A 17,948-nucleotide genomic window follows, 5' to 3' on the forward strand; every position below is an offset into this window, starting at 1 on the left:
TGGGCCTCCTTCAAACGGACGTGAACCATGCGTTGTTCCCTGCTCGCCTTCGCCCTGGCCGCTGTTCTTCCGGTCGCGCACGCCAGTGCCGCCGAGGCACCACTGCCGCAGCTGCGGGCCTACACCGTGGATGCATCCTGGCTGCAGCCGATGGAGCCGCTACAGATCGCCGACCACACCTGGCAGATCGGTACCTGGAACCTGACCGCGCTGCTGGTGCAGACCGCCGAGGGCGCAGTACTGCTGGACGGCGGCATGCCACAGATGGCCGGCCACCTGCTGGACAACATGAAGTTGCGCGGCATGGCCCCGCAGGACCTGCAACTGATCCTGCTCAGCCATGCGCATGCCGACCACGCCGGCCCGGTGGCCGAGCTCAAGCGTCGCACCGGCGCGCACGTGGTGGCCAACGCCGAATCGGCTGTGCTGCTGGCGCGCGGCGGCAGCAACGACCTGCACTTTGGCGACGGCATCACCTATCCGCCCACCAGCGCCGACCGCATCATCATGGATGGCGAAGTGGTCACGGTGGGCGGCATCGAATTCACCGCGCACTTCATGCCGGGGCACACACCGGGCAGCACCGCCTGGACCTGGACTGACACCCGCGATGGCAAGCCGGTGCGCATCGCATACGCCGACAGCCTGAGTGCACCGGGGTATCAGTTGAAGGGCAACCCGCGTTATCCGCGCCTGATCGAGGACTACAAGCGCAGCTTCACCACCGTGCGTGGCCTGCCCTGCGACCTGCTGCTGACCCCGCACCCTGGCGCCAGCAACTGGAACTATGCCGCCGGCAGCAAGGCCGGCGCCAAGGCACTGACCTGCAGCGCCTACGCGGATGCGGCCGAGAAGACGTTCGACGCGCAGTTGGCCAAGGAAACTGCGGCACACCGCTGATCCTGTAGAGCCGAGCCCATGCTCGGCTTGCTGGCAGAAAGCAGCCGAGCATGGGCTCGGCTCTACAGAGAGCGCATCGAAGGGTGCCGGTCAGAACGACCGGCACCTCCGCCTGTCAGCCCCCCTGCCCGTGCTGGGCGTACGGCTCGGTGCTGCCGTCGGCGCGTACCAGCTCAACGGTATACGGCTGCACGTAGCCATCCGGCATTTCCATGCCCGGCGAACCGGCCGGCATGCCCGGCAACACCAGGCCGCGCGCTGCGGGCCGCTCGGCCAGCAGTCGCTTGATGTCCTCGGCCGGGATGTGGCCTTCAACCACGTAACCACCGATCTCGGCGGTGTGGCAGGACGCCTTGCCGACCGGTACACCCAGGCGGACCTTGATCGGGTTCATGTCGTCGGTGTCGCGCACATCCACCTGGAAGCCTTCGGCCTTCAGGTGATCGACCCAGATACCGCAGCAGCCACAGCTGGCAGTCTTGTGCACGATGGCGATGGGCAGTGCAGGATCCACCTGCGACGGACCGGCCATGATCGGTGCCGCGGGGGCTTCGCTGGCAACCGGCGTGGCGGCGGATTCTTCGGCGGCACGCGCGCAGGCGGTGGTGGCCAGCACGGTGCCCAGCAGCAGGCCGAGGGAGAGAGAACGGTTCATGGTGTTGATTCCTTTGCAGATGCGGGCAACGCGGCCCGATGCCTGCGCATCGAAGGCACAGGCAGAGTCGAGAATGAGTCGAGCAGCTATGGCAGGCACTTGAGGCCTGCAGGGAATCACACGATGGGAGGCCGTAACGGGTCCGGCAACGGCGGCGGTGCGCGTTGCTGGGCGCTGGCTGGCAAAGGCGCCTCACGCCATGGCAAGGCGGGCGTTCCGCTCAGGGAGGCCAGCATGCCGAGGCTGGCCGGCGGGCATTCGCACTCATTGCTCTGGCAGACCGTTGATGCTGCATCGTCGCAGCATCCGGCCATGGCCGCCGAATGCGGTGCAGCGCAATGGTCCTGGCTGGCCGGGCCGCTGTACGAAGACGCGGCGAGCGCCAGCGCCGGTGCATTCAGCACCAGGGCGACAAGCAACATCCATCGCAGCAGCAGGCCAGGGAGGTTCACACGCCGATGATAGCCGATGCGCGCGCTACGCAATCGCCGCGGCCATCGCCTGCACCCGCACCGGAATCGACTTGGCGGCGGGCGTGCCGCTGATGCGGTCGTAGTAGTCCAGCGGCAACAACGGGTTCAGCTCCGGGTAGTAACCGGCCAGCGCGCCGCGCGGCATCGGGTAGTCCAGCACGGTCAGGCCCTCGATGCGCCGCTGCACGCCATCGCCGCTGATCGTCTCCAGGCTGACCAGCGCCTCCTTCTGCAGTCCGCGCGCCAGCCGGTCCTCGATATTCATGAACAGCACCATGCGATCGTTGTACACGCCGCGATAGCGATCGTTGTAGCTGTAGATGGTGGTGTTGTACTGATCGTGCGAGCGTACCGTGGCCAACCGCAACATGTCCGGATCGTGCACCGGATCGTCCACGTCCAGGCCGGGCATCACCAGGATGTTGGCCTTGCCATTGGGCGTGGGCCAGACGCGGCGGCGCGGCGGAATGTCCAGATGGAAGCCGTGTGGCTGCTGGATGCGCTCGTTGAAGCCGGTGTAGATCTCCGGGTACACGGCAGCGATCAGATCGCGGATGGGCGCATAGTCGTGCATGCAGCGCGCCCAGTCGACCTTGCTGTGCGGCAGCGCAGCCATCGCCATGCGGCAGACGATCTCGACCTCAGGCAGCACCTCGGTGCTGACCGGTTCGAGCACGCCGCGCGAGGCGGTCACGTTCGACATCGCGTCTTCGATGGTGACGAACTGCTCGCCGGCCGGCGTGACGATGCGCTCCGAGCGCGCCACCACCGGCAGGATCAGCGCATCGCGGCCATGAACCAGATGACCGCGGTTGAGCTTGGTGGCGATGCCCACGGTCAGGTCCAGCCCACGCATCGCTTCATACGCGCGAGGCGTATCGGGCACCGCATGGATGAAGTTGCCACCCAGACCGATGAACACCTTGGCGCTGCCGTCCAGCATCGCCTCGATGGATTCGACCACATGATGGCCATGCTCACGCGGCGGATCGAAGCCGAACACCTGCTGCACGCGGTCCAGATAGGCCGGCTTGGGCTTCTCGTCGATGCCGACGGTGCGGTCGCCCTGCACATTGGAATGCCCACGGATCGGCCCGATGCCCGCACCGGGCTTGCCGAAGTTGCCGCGCAGCATCAGCAGGCTGGCGACCTGCTGCAGCAGGCGCGAGCCATACTGGTGCTGGGTCAGCCCCATGCCGTAGCAGATCACGGTGGCCTTGGAGCGGATGTAGATCTCCGCACAGCGCCGGATCTGCGCCTGCGAAATGCCGGACACCTGCACGATCTCGTCCCAGTCCTGCGCCATCACGTCTTCGCGAAGCGCCTCCAGCCCCACCGTGTGTTCTGACAGGAAATCATGGTCGAGCACGCGCTCGCCCTGCGCCTCGCGCTCGAACATCACCTTCATCATGCCCTTGATCAGCGCCAGGTCGCCGCCGATGCGCACGTGCACGAACTCGCTGGTGATCTCGGTCGAACCGAACGTGGCCATCTGCACCACGTCCTGCGGCTCGGCAAAGCGGATCAGCGCGCGCTCGGGCATCGGATTGACCGCCACGATCGGGATGCCGCGTTTGCGCGCCTCGACCAGGTTGCTCATCATCCGCGGTGAATTGGTGCCGGTGTTCTGGCCGATCACGAAGATCGCCTCGGCGTGCTCGAAATCCTGCAGCACGATCGTGCCCTTGCCCACCCCGATGGCCGGCGGCAGGCCGCGGCTGGTCGGCTCGTGGCACATGTTCGAGCAGTCCGGGAAGTTGTTGGTACCGAACTCGCGCACAAAGATCGAATACAGGAACGCCGCTTCATTGGGCGTGCGCCCGGAAGTGTAGAACTCGGCCTGGTGCGGGCTGTCCAGCGCCTGCAGGTGGCGGCCGATCAGCGCGAAGGCATCATCCCAGCTGCACGGCACGTAGTGGTCGGTGGCTGCGTCGTAGCGCATCGGCTCGGTCAGCCGGCCCTGCATCTCCAGCCAGTAGTCGGTCTGCGCCATCAGTTCGGTGACGGTGTGCTGGGCGAACAACTCGCGGCCGGCGCGGAACTGGGTGGCTTCCCAGGCCAGTGCCTTCGCGCCGTTCTCGCAGAACTCCAGCTTCTTGCGTTCGTCGGCGTCGGGGAACGCACAGCTGGGGCACTTGAAGCCACCCGGCTGGTTCATCGCCAGCAACGCCTTCGAGCCTTTGCCGATCACGCTTTGCTGCAGCAGCACCTTGGCCGTGGCACCGGCGGCACCCCAGCCACCGGCCGGCTGGTTGTACGGCTTGTAACGCGGTGGCTTCTGCTCGGACATGTTCGGGGACCTTACGGTAGGAACGCGGCAACAATGGGCACATCGCAGTCCGGCGGCGCTTTCAATCGCACGGCCAGCCCCACAGTCAAACACGGCCTGCACGGCTTCGCCAGTGGCTGCGCGCTGTTTTCAGCGCAGCCTGCCATGACAACGGTTACACCTGCGTCAGCGCACGGCCACTGCGCTATTCTCGATGCCGTGGGTGGTCCACCACCTGCGTATTTCCTTAGTCCGGACGCGCTGCATGCCAGATTCGACCCCACCGCACACCCCGCCTGCCGGCACGGCCCTGCGCCCGTTGCAGCGCTGGCGCAGCAAGGGGCAGCAGCCGCAGATCGACGTGGTGGCCGAGGAAGTGCCGGTGGCGCTGCGTTACAACGGCGCCGCCTTCGCGGTGATGATGGCCACACCCTGCGACCTGGAGGACTTTGCGCTGGGGTTCTCGCTCAGCGAGGGATTGATCGCTACGCCTGCCCAATTGCTGACCATCGAGGTGCGACCGCAACTGGAAGGCATCGAGCTGCAGATGACCGTGACCGAGGATGCACCCGGTGCCGACCTGGATCCGGCCAACGGGCGCCTGCTGCCCGGCCGCGGTGGCTGCGGCCTGTGCGGCACGCGCCAGCTGGAGGAAGTGCTGCGGCCGCTGCCCGAGGTGCGCGAACGGCGAACCTACCCGCCAGCAGCCCTGCAACGGGCGCTGGCCACACTGGTGCAGCATCAGCCGATGAATGCGGTGAGCGGTTCGACCCATGCCGCGGCCTGGGCCGACGCCAGCGGTCGCATCGGCTGGGTGCGCGAAGACGTCGGCCGCCACAACGCGCTGGACAAGCTGATCGGCGCCCTGCATCACAATGAACACACGATCGAGGGGGGGCTGCTGGTGATTTCCAGCCGCGCCAGCTACGAAATGGTCAGCAAAGCCGTACGGGCCGGCGTCAGCGTACTGGCTGCTGTCTCGGCACCGACCGCGCTGGCGATCGACCTTGCCCGTAGTGCAGGCCTGTGCCTGGTCGGGTTCGCGCGGGAAAGCGGATTCAACGTGTATACCCATCCCGAGCGGCTGCAGGCGAACGATAACCGGGACGACTGAGAACGACCGGGAGCACGACGCCCCCGGTCTGGCACAGCTCAGCGCAGCGCCACCTTCGGGAAGTCCACCGGCACGTCGAACGCTACGTTGACGTAGTTCGTGAACAGGTTGAGCGCTACGTGGGCGAGGATCTCAACGATCTGCTCATCGTCGAAGCCGGCCGCACGCAGCGCCTGCACATCGCCATCGGTGACCTGCGCACGCTGCTCGACTACCTTCAGCGCGAAGTCCAATGCCGCCGAGGTGGCCGGATCGCTGGACTGACCGATCTGTGCAGCGGCCATCTGCTCGCTGCTGGCACCCGCCTTGCGGCCCAGCGCGGTGTGTGCGGCCAGGCAATACTCGCAGGCATTGCGGTTGGCGATGGCCACGGCGATCTGCTCGCCCAGCAGCGGCGACAGGCGACCGCCGCCCACCGCGCCGAACGAACCCCACATGCTCTGCAGGGCGGCTGGCGAGTTGGCCACGGCGCGGAACATGGCCGGGGTGGCGCCGAAGGCAGCGTGGACCTGACCCAGCAGGGCCTCGCGGTCGGCGGTGGTGTTGGCGGCATCGATCAGGGGGACACGGGACATGGTGGATCTCCTTGGGAAAGCGCCCGGGATTGGACGACCCGCTCATCCTAGGTAGACTCGCTGGACGCTTCAGGCGCAATCAGCCACACATGTTGTCCATTCATCCATGAGCACGCCCACCGACACCTCCCCACCCGACCGTCTCTCCTCCCTGCTGGAACGCTTCCGGGTGCAGGCCGCGCTGTTCCACAGCGGTCCGCTGTGCGGGCGCCATGTCTTCGAGCCGCAGCCCGGTCGTGCCTTCCTGCACATCCTGCGCCAGGGTGAAATGGAGGTCCGTCATCCCGACGGCGATATCGCGCTGCCCCGGTTGAAGATCGACACACCCAGCCTGCTGCTGTATCCGCAACCGCTGCACCATGTGTTCTTCAATGCACCGCTGGAAGGCCCGGATTTCACCTGCGCCACGCTGGATTTCGATGGCGGCGCGCGTAATCCGATCGTGCAGTCGCTGCCGCCGGTGATGGTGGTGCCACTGGCCGCGATCGGCGAACTGGATGACACCCTGCACCTGCTGTTCGCCGAGGCCGATCGCCAGCGCTGTGGTTCACGGCTGCTGACCAACCGCCTGTTCGAGGTCGCGCTGATCCAGATCCTGCGCTGGGTGGTGGACCACCCGGATGCGGCCGGCGTCAGCCATGGGCTGATGCGGGGGCTGTCCGATGTACGGCTGGCACGCACACTGGTGGCGATGCACCAGGCGCCACAGGACGAATGGACGCTGCCGCGCATGGCCGCGACGGCCGGCATGTCGCGCAGCGCGTTCGCGGCCGTGTTCAAGGACGTGATGCAGGCAACGCCGGCCAGTTATCTGCTGGACTGGCGGCTGAGCCTGGCCTGCGCGCAATTGAGGGCCGGCGTGGCGGTCAAGCAGGTGGCGATCGAGGTGGGCTTTGCCGATACCGCGTCACTGTCGAAAGCGTTCCGCAAACGGTTGGGGGCCTCGCCGAGGGCGTGGTTGGCCGCGAGCGCAGCGCCGGCTGGGTAAATAGGTAACGGGTAGAGTCGACCGCGGGTCAGCTATCGCGCGAAGCGCGGGGGTTTCGTTGCCTGACCGGAGAGCAGTCGAGCATGGCTCGACGCTACAAGTGCGGTGACCCATCAGGCTTCGCCAGCAGCCCGGCGATGCGCTCGGCAACCTGGGCACGTACGCCTTCGTCCAGCTGCCCTTCGTACATCGCCTCGTAGATCCACAGGCCATCGGCGGCCAGCCGCGCCACGAAATTGTCGAGCGCTGCGCTGTCTTCCGCTGTACCCGCCTCCGGCGGCAGCGGTGCCCAGCGACGCACCGCCGGTCCCCACGGGCGCTCTTCGGCGTCCGGGTCGGCCGATTCGAGCATGAACATCAGCTCGGCACGGGTGGCGCTCTGGGCCGACACGCGCACGAAGGTCTGGTAACGCTCCAACGCGGTGGCCTGCTCGGCGGTCTTGCCCAGCAACGCTTCCATCGACGTCTCCCAGGCCTGTACCAGGTGTTCGTCGATCCCCCGCAGCAGCGCCTCGCGCGACGGGAAGTGGTACAGCAGGCCACCACGTGTCAGCTGGGCCTCGGCCGCCACCGACTCGAAGGTCACCGCGCGCACGCCGTCACGATTGATCACGTTGACGGCGGCGTCGAGGATGCGATCGCGCTTGCTGGTTCTCATCGCTTCATTTTACGCGATCGGCCGCGCCTTCGCGGCTGCCGACGCGGCCGCGCAGCAGGCGCGCGATGATCGCCGCACCCAGCGCCAGCACCGCCGTGATCACCAGCAGCACGATCTGGTAGCCACGGTCATACGCGGCCGTAGCCAGTGCGAACCACTCGCCCTGCCCGCTCTCGCGCGCGGCATGCAGCGCCTGGGTGAAACCCTCGCGGGCAAGCGCGGGCATATCGGCCGAGACCGGCAGGAACGCGCTGTACATTGCGGCACTCAAGCTGCCCAGCATCGCCACCGCCAGCAGGCCACCGAACTCATAGGACACTTCTTCCACCGACGAGGCCATGCCCGCACGGTGCGCCGGCACGTTGTTGAGGATGGCGGTGGACGCCACCGAGATGGCCGAACCCATACCGAAGCCGGTGATGGCCATGCCAGCCACCACCCAACCAAGGCCGTGCAGGAAGCCGAACGCCACCACGCCGACGCCCAGCGCACCTGCGGCCAGGCCACCACAGATCAGCGGGCGCAGGCCAACCCGGTGCAGGATGCTGCCGCCGAGCAGCGCACTGGGCAGGCTGCCCAGTGCCGCCACCGACACCAGCAGGCCCGCCTGCAGCGGCGTGAAACCTGCCACCAGCTGGAAGCGCTGCGTGGTGACCAACTGCAGGCCGGCCATCGCGAACAGGGTGAACACCGCCGACAGCGTGCCGGCCAGGAACGCCGGATTACGGAAGATCGCAAAGTCCAGCAGCGGGTACGGCAGCTGCTGCTGGCGGCGCGCGAATGCCGCACCGCTGATGACGGCCAACACCAGCGCGGCTGCGCCCAGCGCATATGAGGGCGGCGTGGCGATCAGCGACTTGATCGCCAGCACCAGGCCGGACAGTGCAGCCAATGCCAGCACTGACGACACCAGGTCCCATGGCCGCGAGATGTCGCGCTGTCCTTCCGGCGCCAGCAGCAGCGTGGCCACGAACGCGACCACCACCACCGGCACGTTGATCAGGAACACCGAGCCCCACCAGAAGTGCTGCAGCAGCCAGCCGCCAATGATCGGGCCGAGCGCCGCACCGACGATGGCGACCGAACCCCAGATCGCGATGGCGATGTTGCGTTCGCGTTCTTCGTGGAAGCTCAGTCCGATCAACGCCAACGTGGCCGGCATCATCGCTGCGGCACCGATCGCCAGGAATGCACGCGCGGCAATCAGCTGCGTTGCGGTGTCAGCGAACGCCGCTGCCAGCGAGGCGACGCCGAACACCACCAGGCCGATCAGGAACATGCGCCGGTGACCGATGCGGTCGCCCAGCGTGCCCGCACCCAGCAGCAGCCCGGCCATCACCAGCGGATAGGCGTTGATGATCCACAGCGCCTGGCCGGCACTGGCCGAGAGTTCCTCGGTCAGGGTGGGCAGCGCGGTGTAGAGCACGGAGTTGTCGAGCGTGACCAGCAGCAGGCCAGCGGCGACGGTGAACAACAGTGCCCAGCGACGGGCACGCGACAGGGCCGGCGCACCGGCCAAGGGCTGGGACAAAGCCATGGGAGAACCTGATCGGGGGTGGAATACGGCCATAACTATACAGGATGTCCTGTATAGTTATGAAAACAGCGCCACCAATTCAGATTGGGGCCCGGGCAATGTTCATGTTGTCGTGCCCCTCATGCCGGGTCGTGCCCGGTGTCAGGGATCATCACCGGCAATCTTCCGGCAGTGCGGCAATCGCCGATACCACCGCCGCCTGCATGCCCTTCCCCACGGCCATGTCCAGTTCCCCGCCAGTTCCCCCATGCTGGCGCCGCAGCTCGTCCTCGCACAGGCCGCGCACCCGCGCACGGGCATTCGCGCGCAGGCTGCTGCACCGCCAGTCGGCGCCACCCAGCGGCAGCACCGAATACACCACGCTGTTGCAGGCGTTGCCGGCACGCTGCTGCAGCGACAGTCCACCAGAATCCCGCGGTTCGCTGCTGCGTTGCGGGTCGAAGTAGCTGTCCGGAAACGTGCGCGCATACTGTTCGATGTCCACGGCCATGCTGCGCCCACCGGCCAACGGCATCTGCAGCGGCTGCCCGCACGGCGTCGCATCGGCGCGGTGCTGGATGTACTGGTAGATCGGCCGGTCCAGCGATGGGTCCTGCTGGGTCACCGCGCTGACTGCCGCCAGCACCGGCAGCGATGCACGATTGGCCATGCGCGCCAGCAGCCCCGCCTGCGCCGGCTGGCAGCGGTCGCGCAATGTTGCTGCGAGCAGGAAGAGCACGTCGTTGCGAAACGCGGGGTCATCACCCAGACGCTGTTCGATACGCTGGCTGGCATCGGACGCCGGTGCCGGAAACGCGACCGCAGTCGGCGCGGTGGGTGCGCGCTGCCGCTGCCACCACACCAGCAGCACCACCGCGCCCAGCAGCACCCCGGTAGCCATGAGCCATCGCCTGCGCATCAGTTGCGGATCGCCGTCAGCGTGGCTGCCGCGGCATCGTAGGACGCGCTGGCGATGTCCGCGTCGAAACGCTTCACCTGCAGGCGGCCGGCAAGCCGGTACGGATCCCACAGATCGCCCAGCGCGATCGGTGTCGCCAGGGTCACGTGGATGATCTGGTTGGGTGGCGGCGGCGGCACATGGATACACGCGCCGTAGAACGGCACGAACAGCAGTTCATCGACCAGGCCGGCATCGTTGGTGCCGAGCGGTACCACGTAGCCATCCAGATCCACCGCGCGACCGTCGACAGCGTCGACCACGCGCGAGGAGCCGAACTGCTTGGCCCGGTCCGGGCTGGAATGGTCGATCTCCAGCCCCGGTGGCGTGCCCGAGCCGGTGTCGTCGATCAGGCCACCCACGCCCTCCATGCCATTGCGTGACAGGCCGATCTGCGGGGGTGGGCGCTGGTAGGTCACTTCGTCGGGTCGCAACGCGTCCCAACGGTCGATGGGGGCTTCGGCCGTGGCGGAGGGCGCCGGCTTGTCCTGCGGCCCGACCACCAAGGCATCGCCGCCCGGCGCCGTACAGCCTGCCAACCACAGGCATCCCACCGCCAGCAACAGGTGACTACGGTTCATAGGGCCTCAGCTGTGCGTCACGCATGGTGTAGGCCGAACCGGCCAGATCGTCATCCAACCGTTCGGCGCGCAGGGTGCCCGCCAGGAAGAACGGTGAGTACATGTCCGGCATCTCGATCGGGCGCGGCAGCACGACGTGCACGATCTGGTTCGGTGGCGGTGGTGGCACGTGGATGCAGGCGCCGTAGTACGGCACGAACAGGAATTCGGTCAGCCGCCCGTCCTGCGCGTTGGCCAGTGGCACCACGTAACCCGGCAGGCGCACCGGCCGCTGCAGGACCGTGTCCACCGTGCGGAAGGTACCGAACTGCGGCATGCGCCGGTTGCCGTTGTGCTCGACCTCCGGGCCCTCGCCCCGCTCCAGCGCGGCCAGCTCGTCCTTGGGCATCATCTGCAACCAGTCCAGCTCCTGCTCCACAGCGCCTGCAGGGTCATCGCGGTCGACGACCGGCGAGGGTGGCAAGGCCTGTACGCCGGTATCCACCGGCCGCTCACAGGCGGCCAGCGCCAGCACCATTGCCACTACCCGCATCCATCGCATGCTCAACCTCCCGGTGAAAGGCCATCGGCCAAGGTGCGCCGGTAAGCGAGCAACGCCGGGACCAGCCCGGCTACGGCGCTGATCAGCAGCACGCCCGCTGCCCATGCCAGTTCACGGCCATCCGGCCAGACATGGGTGATCGACAGACCGAAGGTGGCCAGTACCCAGCCGCGCCCGGCAATGCTGGCGACCACCAGCAGCGACAGGGCCAGCACGCTGGCCACCGCACTGGTCGCCACCGCTTCCACCACGAGCAGGCCCGCGATGTAGCCCGGTCGCGCACCGGTGGCACGCAGGATGGCCATCTCGCGCCGGCGCTCCTGCAGGGTGGAGACCAGCAGCGCCACCAGCGAGACCATGCCCAGCAGCACCACCATTGCACTGATCAGCTGCAGGGCTCGCTCGGCGGTGCCCAGCGACTGCCACAGCTGCTGCAGGGTCACGCCGGGCAGGATCGCCAGCATCGCCTCGTCCGGATACTCGTTGATCCTGCGCTGTACCGAGAACGTGGCGATGCGCGAGTTCAGGCCGAGCATGAAGGCGGTGATGCTGGTCGGGGTCAGGTCCAGGTGGCGCGCCTGCTCGGCGCTGACGCTCTGGCTGCGCAGCTGCACGCCCGATCGCCAGTCAACATGGATCGCCTCGATGGCCGGCAGCGAGACCAGCAGCGACGAATCCACCGGCGTGCCGGTGCGCTGCAGGATGCCGGCAACGCGGAACGGCTTGTCGGCATGCGTGGCCAGCGTGACCGCGCCGGTGCCGTGCGCCAGCACGATCTCGTCGCCGAGGCCGACCTTCTGCGCGCGAGCCACCTCCGCGCCGATCACCGCGTCATACAGATCATCGAAGGGCCGCCCCTGTGCAAAGGCCAGCGCGTGGCCGGAACCATAACGATAGTGTTCAAAGTAGCCGCCAGTGGTACCCACTACCCGGTAGCCGCGCCAGGAATCGCCCAGCGACAACGGCACCGACCACTTCACCTGCGGCAATGCGGACAGCTCCTGGTAGGACTGCCAGGACACGTTGTTGGTCGGGTCGCCGATATGGAACACCGAATACAGCAGCAGGTTCACCGGTCCCGAACGCGCACCGACGATCAGATCGGTGCCCGATACGGTGCTGGCAAACCCCTCGTGCGCCTGCGTGCGTACACGCTCGACGCCCAGCAGCAGCACCACGCTGAGGGTGATGACCAGCACGGTCAGGCCCACGCTCAACGCGCGGCTGCGCAGGCTGGCCCAGGCAAGCTCAAGCATGGCCGGCACCTGCCTGGTTGATCTCGGACAGTGAAATGGTGCGATCGAACAACGGCTGCAGGCTGTCGTCATGGCTGACCACCAGCACCGTGGTGCCGGCCGCCTGGCACTGCGCGGACATCAGCTGCAGGAAGGCGCTCGCCGCTTCGCGGTCGAGCGCCGAGGTGGGCTCATCGGCCAGCAGCAACGCCGGCCGGCCGATCAGGGCGCGCGCTGCCGCCACGCGTTGTTGCTGGCCGACACTGAGCGTACCCGCCCGCCGCTGCATCAGCTCAGGATCGAGCTGCAGGGCCTGCAGCAGGCGGGCGATCTCGGCATCCAGCGGCCCGCTGATGCGTGCGCTGCGCAGGCGCGAGAAGCGCAGGCCCAGCGCGATGTTGTCGCGCACGGTGAGGAACGGCAGCAGATTGAACTGCTGGAAGATCACGCCCAGCTGGTCGGCACGGAAACGATCCCGCGCCGCACCCCCCATGTCCTGCAGTGCGTGGCCGGCCACCTCGACACGGCCCTTGCCGGGCAGCAGCACGCCCGCCAGCAGGCCCAGCAGGGTGCTTTTGCCGCCACCGCTGATTCCGCGCAGCAACACGCTGCTGCCCTGCTCGACCCACAACCGCGGGATGTCCAGCACCAGCCGCGTGCCGTAGCCGAACTGCACGTCTTCCAGCGAGATCACCGGTGCCGCGCTCACGGTGCCAGCACCACGCGCAGGTTGTCGGGCGTCAGCGCACTGCGGTTTTGACCATTGGCGGTTGCGCTGTTGACGATGACTTCGTGCAGGCCCGGGAAAAGTACGGGCAGGCGCACGACGATGGCGCGCAGCGCGGCAGGTTTGGCACAGTGGTACTGCAGCGTTGCGCTGAAACCTGCGTGCCGGTGCTGTCCCGGCGGCGGCACGGCGGCCGTCGCGTCGAAGCCCTCCGCATCGGCTTTGCTGGTGGCCAGACGGCAGCCCGCAGCGGTGGGCAAGGTGACCCAGCTGCCTCCCTTCAGCACTGTCGTAGCCCGTGCCAGCGCGGCCTGCTCGGCTGCATTGGCCGGCGGCCGCTCGTAATCGAGGATGCCGATGCCGGGGGCCTGAAGGGCGAACTCCAGGGTTTGCTGGTCAAGCGCAACATCCACTGTCGCCTGGCCATGCACATGCGGTGCGTGCTGGCGGATGTCGTGGGCCTGCGCGGCGCTGGCAGCCAGCAGCAGGAAAAGAGCAGCGGGAAGCTTCATGGGAAAGACTCCAATTGTTACTATGTAACATTATGGACCACATTCCCACGACCCCCGCAAGGGCCCTGGCCCAGCCGCCAACTTCGGCACGCTGGCACCCCCGCTTCGATCTTGCCGGTGCCTGGCTGTCCCTGGCCTGCGCCGCCCACTGCATCGCCCTGCCCCTGCTGCTGGCCTTCGTGCCGGCAGCGATGATGGCGCTGCGCTCGTTCCAGCATCCCGGCCATGGCGCGATGACATTGCTGCTGATGATGTCGCGCTGGGAATGGCTGTTCGCGCTGCTGGCCTCCTCGTTGGCCTTGGCGAGTACCTCGGCCGGGGTGCACCGGCATCGGCGCTGGCGGCCTGTGCAGCTGGCCTGCGCCGGCGCCATCCTGCTGCTGTCGGCCTCTCTGTACCTGCCGCTGAAGGAATCGCTGCTCTGGCATGGCGTGGCCACGGCATGTGGTGGCGTGTTGTTGGCGGCGGCGCACGTCGGCAATCGACGGGCGTTGCGTAACCGCCGGTAGCGCCGGCCGTTGACCGACGCCCCGAAGATGTCGGCCAGCGGCCGGCACTACCTATCATCAGAAGCGGTAGCCCACTTCCGCCCCGAAGATGCGCGGGCTGTCGACCGGGCCGTAGTAGTTGCCATCACGCCCAAAAGCCAGATTGTCGAAGATCAGGCCGTTGATGCGACGCTTGTTGGTCAGGTTCTGCACGAATACCCGTGCACTCCACGGCCCGGTTTCGTAGCCCAGCTGCGCCCCCAGCACGGCGACGGTCGGCTGGAAGGCGCGGTTGCGCTCGTCAAGTGCGCTGGAGCCGGTGAACTGCGACTCCAGCCGCGCGTAAAGCCCGGATTCAAACTGGTAGCGTGCGGCCAGGTAGCCGGTGTAATGCGGCGTCAACTTGACCCGCTTGCCATCCAGGTTCTGGTCGACGGTGACCCACAGTTTGGTGTACTTCGCGTCGACGTAGCCCACATTCGCCATCAGCGTGAAGCCAGGCACTACTTCGAACACCCCCTCCAGTTCTGCACCCCGTGACCGGATCGAGGCGTCCGATCCCACGTAGTCCGACGAAATCGGGCGGCCGTTGGCATCGGTGGCCACCTGGATCTCCTGCCAGTTGTCCGAGGTGATGTGGAAAAGTGCCCCGCCGATGTGGCCACGACCGCCAGCCAGATTCATCTTGAACCCCAGCTCGTGGCTCCACATGCGTTCGGATTCGTAGCGCAGCACCTTGTCGTTGACCACATCGCTCTGTGCTGCGGCCAGGTTGAAGCCACCTGGAATGTAGCCCTTGGCCGAGGCGGCATAGAACGACAGGTCGTCAGTGGCGTCGTAGCGCAGCGACACCCGCGGCAGCGTCGCCGTGAAGGTATGCGCCAGCGCGGCGTCGCGGTACAGCACGCGGCCACCGGCGCCCAGATCCAGCGCACCGGCACGCTGCTCGGTGGAACGCCGTGCCTGCTCATGGCGCAGGCCGGCACTGGCGGTCAGCTTGGGCAGCGCGGGGAAGGTGTAGCTTGCGGTAGCAAACACACTGTAATCCTCGCCCTTCGAGGTCTGCCGCGGCGCCAGGTTGTAACTGTCCAGCCCATGCAGCGCCGGGCCGACGAACGTGCCAAGGATCGAATCCTTGCTGTTGCGATAGGTGGACACACCGGCCATCCAGGTCAGGGCCTGGTCACTGGGCGAACTGAAGCGCGCCTCGGCCGTCCACTCGCGCTTCCTGTCGTAGATGCGGCCTGCCAATGCTGGGCTCTGGGTCATGTCAAAGTCATAGCCGGCGGAGGTCACTTCCTCGCTTCGCCAGGAGGCGGCCACGTCCAGCGTGCCTGCCTGCAGCTGCCATTGCGCGCTCAGGCCCGCAACCGACTCATCCTTTTCGGTGCGCTTGGGTGCGTCGTTGATGTAGGTGAAATCACCGGCACGACGGCCACCGTTGAGCGACGTGCCGTAGGTGCGGTTGTACAGGCCGGTGTCCAGCGGCAGGTACTCGTACTCGAACATGCCGGGCGCGCGGGTGCGCAGGTGATAGGCCAGCGCGTTCACCGAAACATAGTCGCTTGGCCGCCAGCGCAGCTTGCCCTGCAGGTAGCCTTCGCCCACCCTGCCGCGCGCACCGGACGGCGTGAGGTTCTTCAGGTAGGCGTCCTCATCCGAGCCCATGAACGCCACCGAGCCGGACAGGCTGCCCGTCTTGTTCAACGGCCCTGCCAGGAAGCCATCGAGAGCGGTGCCATTGCCGTTGCCGAACCAGGTGCTGCGCACATTGACCTCGCCCTCTCGCGCATCGGCCGGGCCGCGTGTACGCACCAGCACCAGCCCCGACTCGCTGTTGGCACCGTACAGCGTGCCCTGCGGCCCGCGCAGCACCTCCACCGACTCTACCTGGTTGAGCACGGCATTGCTCAGCTCACGGAACGGAATGCCGTCGATGTAGACCGAGGCCCGGTTGACCAGGAACGGATTGGACTCGATGCCACGGATCGAGATGAACATGTTGCTGAGCTGGCCCATCGCGTTGAACTTCACGTTCGGCGCCAGCTTGTCCAGGTCACGGAACTCGGTGACACCGGCCTCCTTCAGCGCCTGCCTGTCGAGTACCGTCACCGACAGGTCGCTCTTCAGGTAGGGGGTATCGCGCTTTGAACCGGTGACGCGTACACCGTCGAGCGTGGCCGGGTCGGCCTGCTGGGCCAGCACGGGCATTGCGGGAATGAGCAGGGATGCCACAACGAGGGCGGCGGCAGGCGTGGACGACTTCAACGGGGAGACCTCGACGGGCTGGACTGGAGGACGCGCGAGCGGCGGCAGCGCGGGACAAGAGTGTTATCATGTAACACCCGCGCCGCGCTGCCACTCCATTCCGGGCGGCACTGCTCCATTCCCGGATCCGAAATGCCAACCCTCGCCGACCAGCTGTTGCAGGAAGCCGGCCCGCAGCCCCCTGCGGTTCACGCCAGCAATGATGGCGCGGTGGTGCTGCTGCGCCACCACTTCGACGCAGGTGAAGGTGAGATGGGGCATCCGCACCAGCTTCGCCTGGGCATGGCCGTGGGCGGCGGCGGACGACTGCAGCAGCACACCCTCAACGGTCTTCTGCAGGCATCCTGGCGACCTGGCCAGTTCAACCTGGTGCTGCCCGCAGACACCGGCACCTATGTCAGCCCGTCAGTGGATCTGATCGGGATCGCCATCGATACCCGCATGCTGCCGCACAACGTGCAGACGCTGCATCACCTGCAGCCGCTGGCTGCACGGCTGCACCGCGATCCGGTGGTGTCCGCGGTGCTGACCGCGTTGTGGTGCAGCACGCAGGCCGATGCCTGCCTGCCCGGCTTCCTTGAGCATGGCGCGCAGGTGCTGCTGCACCGCCTGGGCCAGCTTGCCGGCCAACCTCGCGAGGCACGCGGCACCACGTCCGCGCTGTCGGCACGACGGCTGCGACAACTGGAGGCCTACATCGACGCGCAGCACGGTCGGGCGCTGACGGTCCCACAGCTGGCTGCTGCAGTGGAGATGGAGGCCGCAACGTTCAATCGGGCGCTACGCGCGGCCACAGGCCTGCCACCCTACGCGTTCCTCACCCAGCGCCGCATGCACTGGGCGCGCACCGAACTCCCGCAGGGCCGCCGTGTCACCGATGTTGCCTTGGCCAGCGGGTATGCCAATCCCAGCAAATTCAGCGCGGCATTCCGCCGCGTGCTCGGCTGTTCGCCGTCTGCATGGATCGCGCAGTCACGTACCCGGTAGTGCCGGCCGCGGGCCGGCAGCCAACGAACATTACAAGGCGGTAATGTCCGCGTCAGGGCAGCGAAAGGCGCCACTCTTCACCCTGAGAGCCAGTTCTCCCACAGGTGTCCCGCGCATGACCCGTTTCCCGATCCGCTCCGTTTCCCTTGTTCTTCTCCTGTCCGGCCTGGCGGTTGCGCCGCTGGCGCTGGCCCATCCCAGCCTGGTGAGTTCGACGCCTGCCGCCGACGCCACCGTAGCCCCGGCGACCGAGATCACGCTGCAGTTCAGTGAGAAGGTGATGCCGCGTGCCACCCGCATCGAACTGAGCATGGACCATGGCCGCATGAAGATGGCCATGGCCACCACCGCACAGGACATTTCCGAAGATGGCCACACGTTGCGCGCACGTTTCGCCAAGCCGCTGCCCGCAGGCAGCTACGCACTGCAATGGCGCGCGGTCGGCCAGGACACTCATCCGATTACCGGCAGCTACCGCTTCACCGTGAAGTAAGGCTGCCGTC

The 17,948-nt window shown here is 67.1% G+C and carries 18 protein-coding genes; 6 read left to right on the top strand and 12 right to left on the bottom strand.

Annotated features, from left to right (window positions below):
- Window positions 1-27 precede the first annotated feature (27 nt).
- Window positions 28-900 carry a L1 family subclass B3 metallo-beta-lactamase gene (gene blaL1, locus G5A07_RS04105; protein WP_191862896.1) on the top strand — a complete coding sequence of 291 codons (873 nt, stop codon included), beginning with the start codon at window positions 28-30 and terminating at the stop codon, window positions 898-900.
- A 115-nt stretch (window positions 901-1,015) separates the two neighbouring features.
- Here blaL1 and G5A07_RS04110 read toward each other — a convergent pair whose 3' ends face one another.
- Together G5A07_RS04110 and G5A07_RS04115 are read right to left on the bottom strand one after the other, a co-directional pair.
- Window positions 1,016-1,555 (bottom strand): DUF411 domain-containing protein, encoded by a 540-nt coding sequence (locus G5A07_RS04110; protein WP_100064736.1) that lies wholly within the window; start codon window positions 1,553-1,555, stop codon window positions 1,016-1,018.
- 477 nt (window positions 1,556-2,032) lie between these two features.
- Window positions 2,033-4,318 (bottom strand): FdhF/YdeP family oxidoreductase, encoded by a 2,286-nt coding sequence (locus tag G5A07_RS04115; RefSeq protein ID WP_191862897.1) that lies wholly within the window; start codon window positions 4,316-4,318, stop codon window positions 2,033-2,035.
- Window positions 4,319-4,562: 244 nt separating this feature from the next.
- Here G5A07_RS04115 and fdhD point away from each other — a divergent pair, with 244 nt between their 5' ends.
- Window positions 4,563-5,411: a formate dehydrogenase accessory sulfurtransferase FdhD gene (fdhD, locus tag G5A07_RS04120; RefSeq protein WP_191862898.1), complete on the top strand. Its 849-nt coding sequence runs from the start codon at window positions 4,563-4,565 to the stop codon at window positions 5,409-5,411.
- A 38-nt stretch (window positions 5,412-5,449) separates the two neighbouring features.
- Here the strand turns inward: fdhD and G5A07_RS04125 are convergent, their stop codons facing one another.
- On the bottom strand, window positions 5,450-5,986 hold the full coding sequence (locus G5A07_RS04125; protein ID WP_191862899.1) for a peroxidase-related enzyme: 537 nt from the start codon (window positions 5,984-5,986) through the stop codon (window positions 5,450-5,452).
- Between the two features lie 106 nt (window positions 5,987-6,092).
- Between G5A07_RS04125 and G5A07_RS04130 the strand changes: the two genes are divergently transcribed.
- Window positions 6,093-6,974 (top strand): AraC family transcriptional regulator, encoded by an 882-nt coding sequence (locus G5A07_RS04130; protein WP_049455146.1) that lies wholly within the window; start codon window positions 6,093-6,095, stop codon window positions 6,972-6,974.
- Between the two features lie 94 nt (window positions 6,975-7,068).
- Here the strand turns inward: G5A07_RS04130 and G5A07_RS04135 are convergent, their stop codons facing one another.
- The 8 genes from G5A07_RS04135 to G5A07_RS04170 form a co-directional block, all read right to left on the bottom strand.
- The gene (locus G5A07_RS04135) at window positions 7,069-7,632 is read right to left on the bottom strand and encodes a TetR/AcrR family transcriptional regulator (RefSeq protein WP_049409551.1); all 564 of its coding nucleotides are present in this window, start codon (window positions 7,630-7,632) and stop codon (window positions 7,069-7,071) included.
- A 4-nt stretch (window positions 7,633-7,636) separates the two neighbouring features.
- Complete coding sequence (locus tag G5A07_RS04140) at window positions 7,637-9,169, bottom strand: MFS transporter (protein WP_191862900.1); 1,533 nt, start codon at window positions 9,167-9,169, stop codon at window positions 7,637-7,639.
- Between the two features lie 151 nt (window positions 9,170-9,320).
- Window positions 9,321-10,067 carry a hypothetical protein gene (locus G5A07_RS04145; RefSeq protein ID WP_191862901.1) on the bottom strand — a complete coding sequence of 249 codons (747 nt, stop codon included), beginning with the start codon at window positions 10,065-10,067 and terminating at the stop codon, window positions 9,321-9,323.
- Entirely contained in the window at window positions 10,067-10,687 is a 621-nt protein-coding gene (locus tag G5A07_RS04150) for a DUF3299 domain-containing protein (RefSeq protein ID WP_029380017.1), read from the bottom strand. The genes G5A07_RS04145 and G5A07_RS04150 overlap by 1 nt, the downstream gene beginning before the upstream one ends.
- A complete protein-coding gene (locus G5A07_RS04155; RefSeq protein ID WP_043396119.1) occupies window positions 10,677-11,228 on the bottom strand; it encodes a DUF3299 domain-containing protein in 552 nt (183 codons plus the stop codon). The genes G5A07_RS04150 and G5A07_RS04155 overlap by 11 nt, the downstream gene beginning before the upstream one ends.
- A gap of 2 nt (window positions 11,229-11,230) precedes the next feature.
- The gene (locus G5A07_RS04160; protein WP_010485431.1) at window positions 11,231-12,484 is read right to left on the bottom strand and encodes an ABC transporter permease; all 1,254 of its coding nucleotides are present in this window, start codon (window positions 12,482-12,484) and stop codon (window positions 11,231-11,233) included.
- Complete coding sequence (locus G5A07_RS04165) at window positions 12,477-13,172, bottom strand: ATP-binding cassette domain-containing protein (RefSeq protein ID WP_191862902.1); 696 nt, start codon at window positions 13,170-13,172, stop codon at window positions 12,477-12,479. The genes G5A07_RS04160 and G5A07_RS04165 overlap by 8 nt, the downstream gene beginning before the upstream one ends.
- On the bottom strand, window positions 13,169-13,702 hold the full coding sequence (locus G5A07_RS04170) for a DUF2796 domain-containing protein (protein ID WP_191862903.1): 534 nt from the start codon (window positions 13,700-13,702) through the stop codon (window positions 13,169-13,171). Before G5A07_RS04170 ends, G5A07_RS04165 begins: the two co-directional genes overlap by 4 nt.
- A gap of 32 nt (window positions 13,703-13,734) precedes the next feature.
- On the opposite strand from G5A07_RS04170, the gene G5A07_RS04175 reads away from it, so the two are divergent.
- On the top strand, window positions 13,735-14,211 hold the full coding sequence (locus G5A07_RS04175) for a MerC domain-containing protein (protein WP_049481023.1): 477 nt from the start codon (window positions 13,735-13,737) through the stop codon (window positions 14,209-14,211).
- Window positions 14,212-14,268: 57 nt separating this feature from the next.
- Here the strand turns inward: G5A07_RS04175 and G5A07_RS04180 are convergent, their stop codons facing one another.
- Entirely contained in the window at window positions 14,269-16,425 is a 2,157-nt protein-coding gene (locus G5A07_RS04180; protein WP_224328198.1) for a TonB-dependent receptor, read from the bottom strand.
- 165 nt (window positions 16,426-16,590) lie between these two features.
- On the opposite strand from G5A07_RS04180, the gene G5A07_RS04185 reads away from it, so the two are divergent.
- Together G5A07_RS04185 and copC are read left to right on the top strand one after the other, a co-directional pair.
- Entirely contained in the window at window positions 16,591-17,445 is an 855-nt protein-coding gene (locus tag G5A07_RS04185; RefSeq protein ID WP_191862904.1) for an AraC family transcriptional regulator, read from the top strand.
- A 115-nt stretch (window positions 17,446-17,560) separates the two neighbouring features.
- On the top strand, window positions 17,561-17,938 hold the full coding sequence (gene copC / locus G5A07_RS04190; RefSeq protein ID WP_191862905.1) for a copper homeostasis periplasmic binding protein CopC: 378 nt from the start codon (window positions 17,561-17,563) through the stop codon (window positions 17,936-17,938).
- Window positions 17,939-17,948 lie beyond the last annotated feature (10 nt).

It is taken from the genome of Stenotrophomonas sp. AS012628, from assembly GCF_010608305.1.
Taxonomy (GTDB): domain Bacteria; phylum Pseudomonadota; class Gammaproteobacteria; order Xanthomonadales; family Xanthomonadaceae; genus Stenotrophomonas; species Stenotrophomonas geniculata.

Bases quoted from the DNA above. Each gene is read 5' to 3' on its own strand.
- G5A07_RS04125 (WP_191862899.1), bottom strand. From the start codon at position 5,986: ATGTCCCGTGTCCCCCTGATCGATGCCGCCAACACCACCGCCGACCGC.
- blaL1 (WP_191862896.1), top strand. From the start codon at position 28: ATGCGTTGTTCCCTGCTCGCCTTCGCCCTGGCCGCTGTTCTTCCGGTC.
- G5A07_RS04155 (WP_043396119.1), bottom strand. From the start codon at position 11,228: ATGCGATGGATGCGGGTAGTGGCAATGGTGCTGGCGCTGGCCGCCTGT.
- G5A07_RS04170 (WP_191862903.1), bottom strand. From the start codon at position 13,702: ATGAAGCTTCCCGCTGCTCTTTTCCTGCTGCTGGCTGCCAGCGCCGCG.
- G5A07_RS04130 (WP_049455146.1), top strand. From the start codon at position 6,093: ATGAGCACGCCCACCGACACCTCCCCACCCGACCGTCTCTCCTCCCTG.
- G5A07_RS04110 (WP_100064736.1), bottom strand. From the start codon at position 1,555: ATGAACCGTTCTCTCTCCCTCGGCCTGCTGCTGGGCACCGTGCTGGCC.
- G5A07_RS04140 (WP_191862900.1), bottom strand. From the start codon at position 9,169: ATGGCTTTGTCCCAGCCCTTGGCCGGTGCGCCGGCCCTGTCGCGTGCC.
- G5A07_RS04175 (WP_049481023.1), top strand. From the start codon at position 13,735: ATGGACCACATTCCCACGACCCCCGCAAGGGCCCTGGCCCAGCCGCCA.
- G5A07_RS04135 (WP_049409551.1), bottom strand. From the start codon at position 7,632: ATGAGAACCAGCAAGCGCGATCGCATCCTCGACGCCGCCGTCAACGTG.
- G5A07_RS04150 (WP_029380017.1), bottom strand. From the start codon at position 10,687: ATGAACCGTAGTCACCTGTTGCTGGCGGTGGGATGCCTGTGGTTGGCA.
- G5A07_RS04160 (WP_010485431.1), bottom strand. From the start codon at position 12,484: ATGCTTGAGCTTGCCTGGGCCAGCCTGCGCAGCCGCGCGTTGAGCGTG.
- G5A07_RS04145 (WP_191862901.1), bottom strand. From the start codon at position 10,067: ATGCGCAGGCGATGGCTCATGGCTACCGGGGTGCTGCTGGGCGCGGTG.
- fdhD (WP_191862898.1), top strand. From the start codon at position 4,563: ATGCCAGATTCGACCCCACCGCACACCCCGCCTGCCGGCACGGCCCTG.
- copC (WP_191862905.1), top strand. From the start codon at position 17,561: ATGACCCGTTTCCCGATCCGCTCCGTTTCCCTTGTTCTTCTCCTGTCC.
- G5A07_RS04115 (WP_191862897.1), bottom strand. From the start codon at position 4,318: ATGTCCGAGCAGAAGCCACCGCGTTACAAGCCGTACAACCAGCCGGCC.
- G5A07_RS04185 (WP_191862904.1), top strand. From the start codon at position 16,591: ATGCCAACCCTCGCCGACCAGCTGTTGCAGGAAGCCGGCCCGCAGCCC.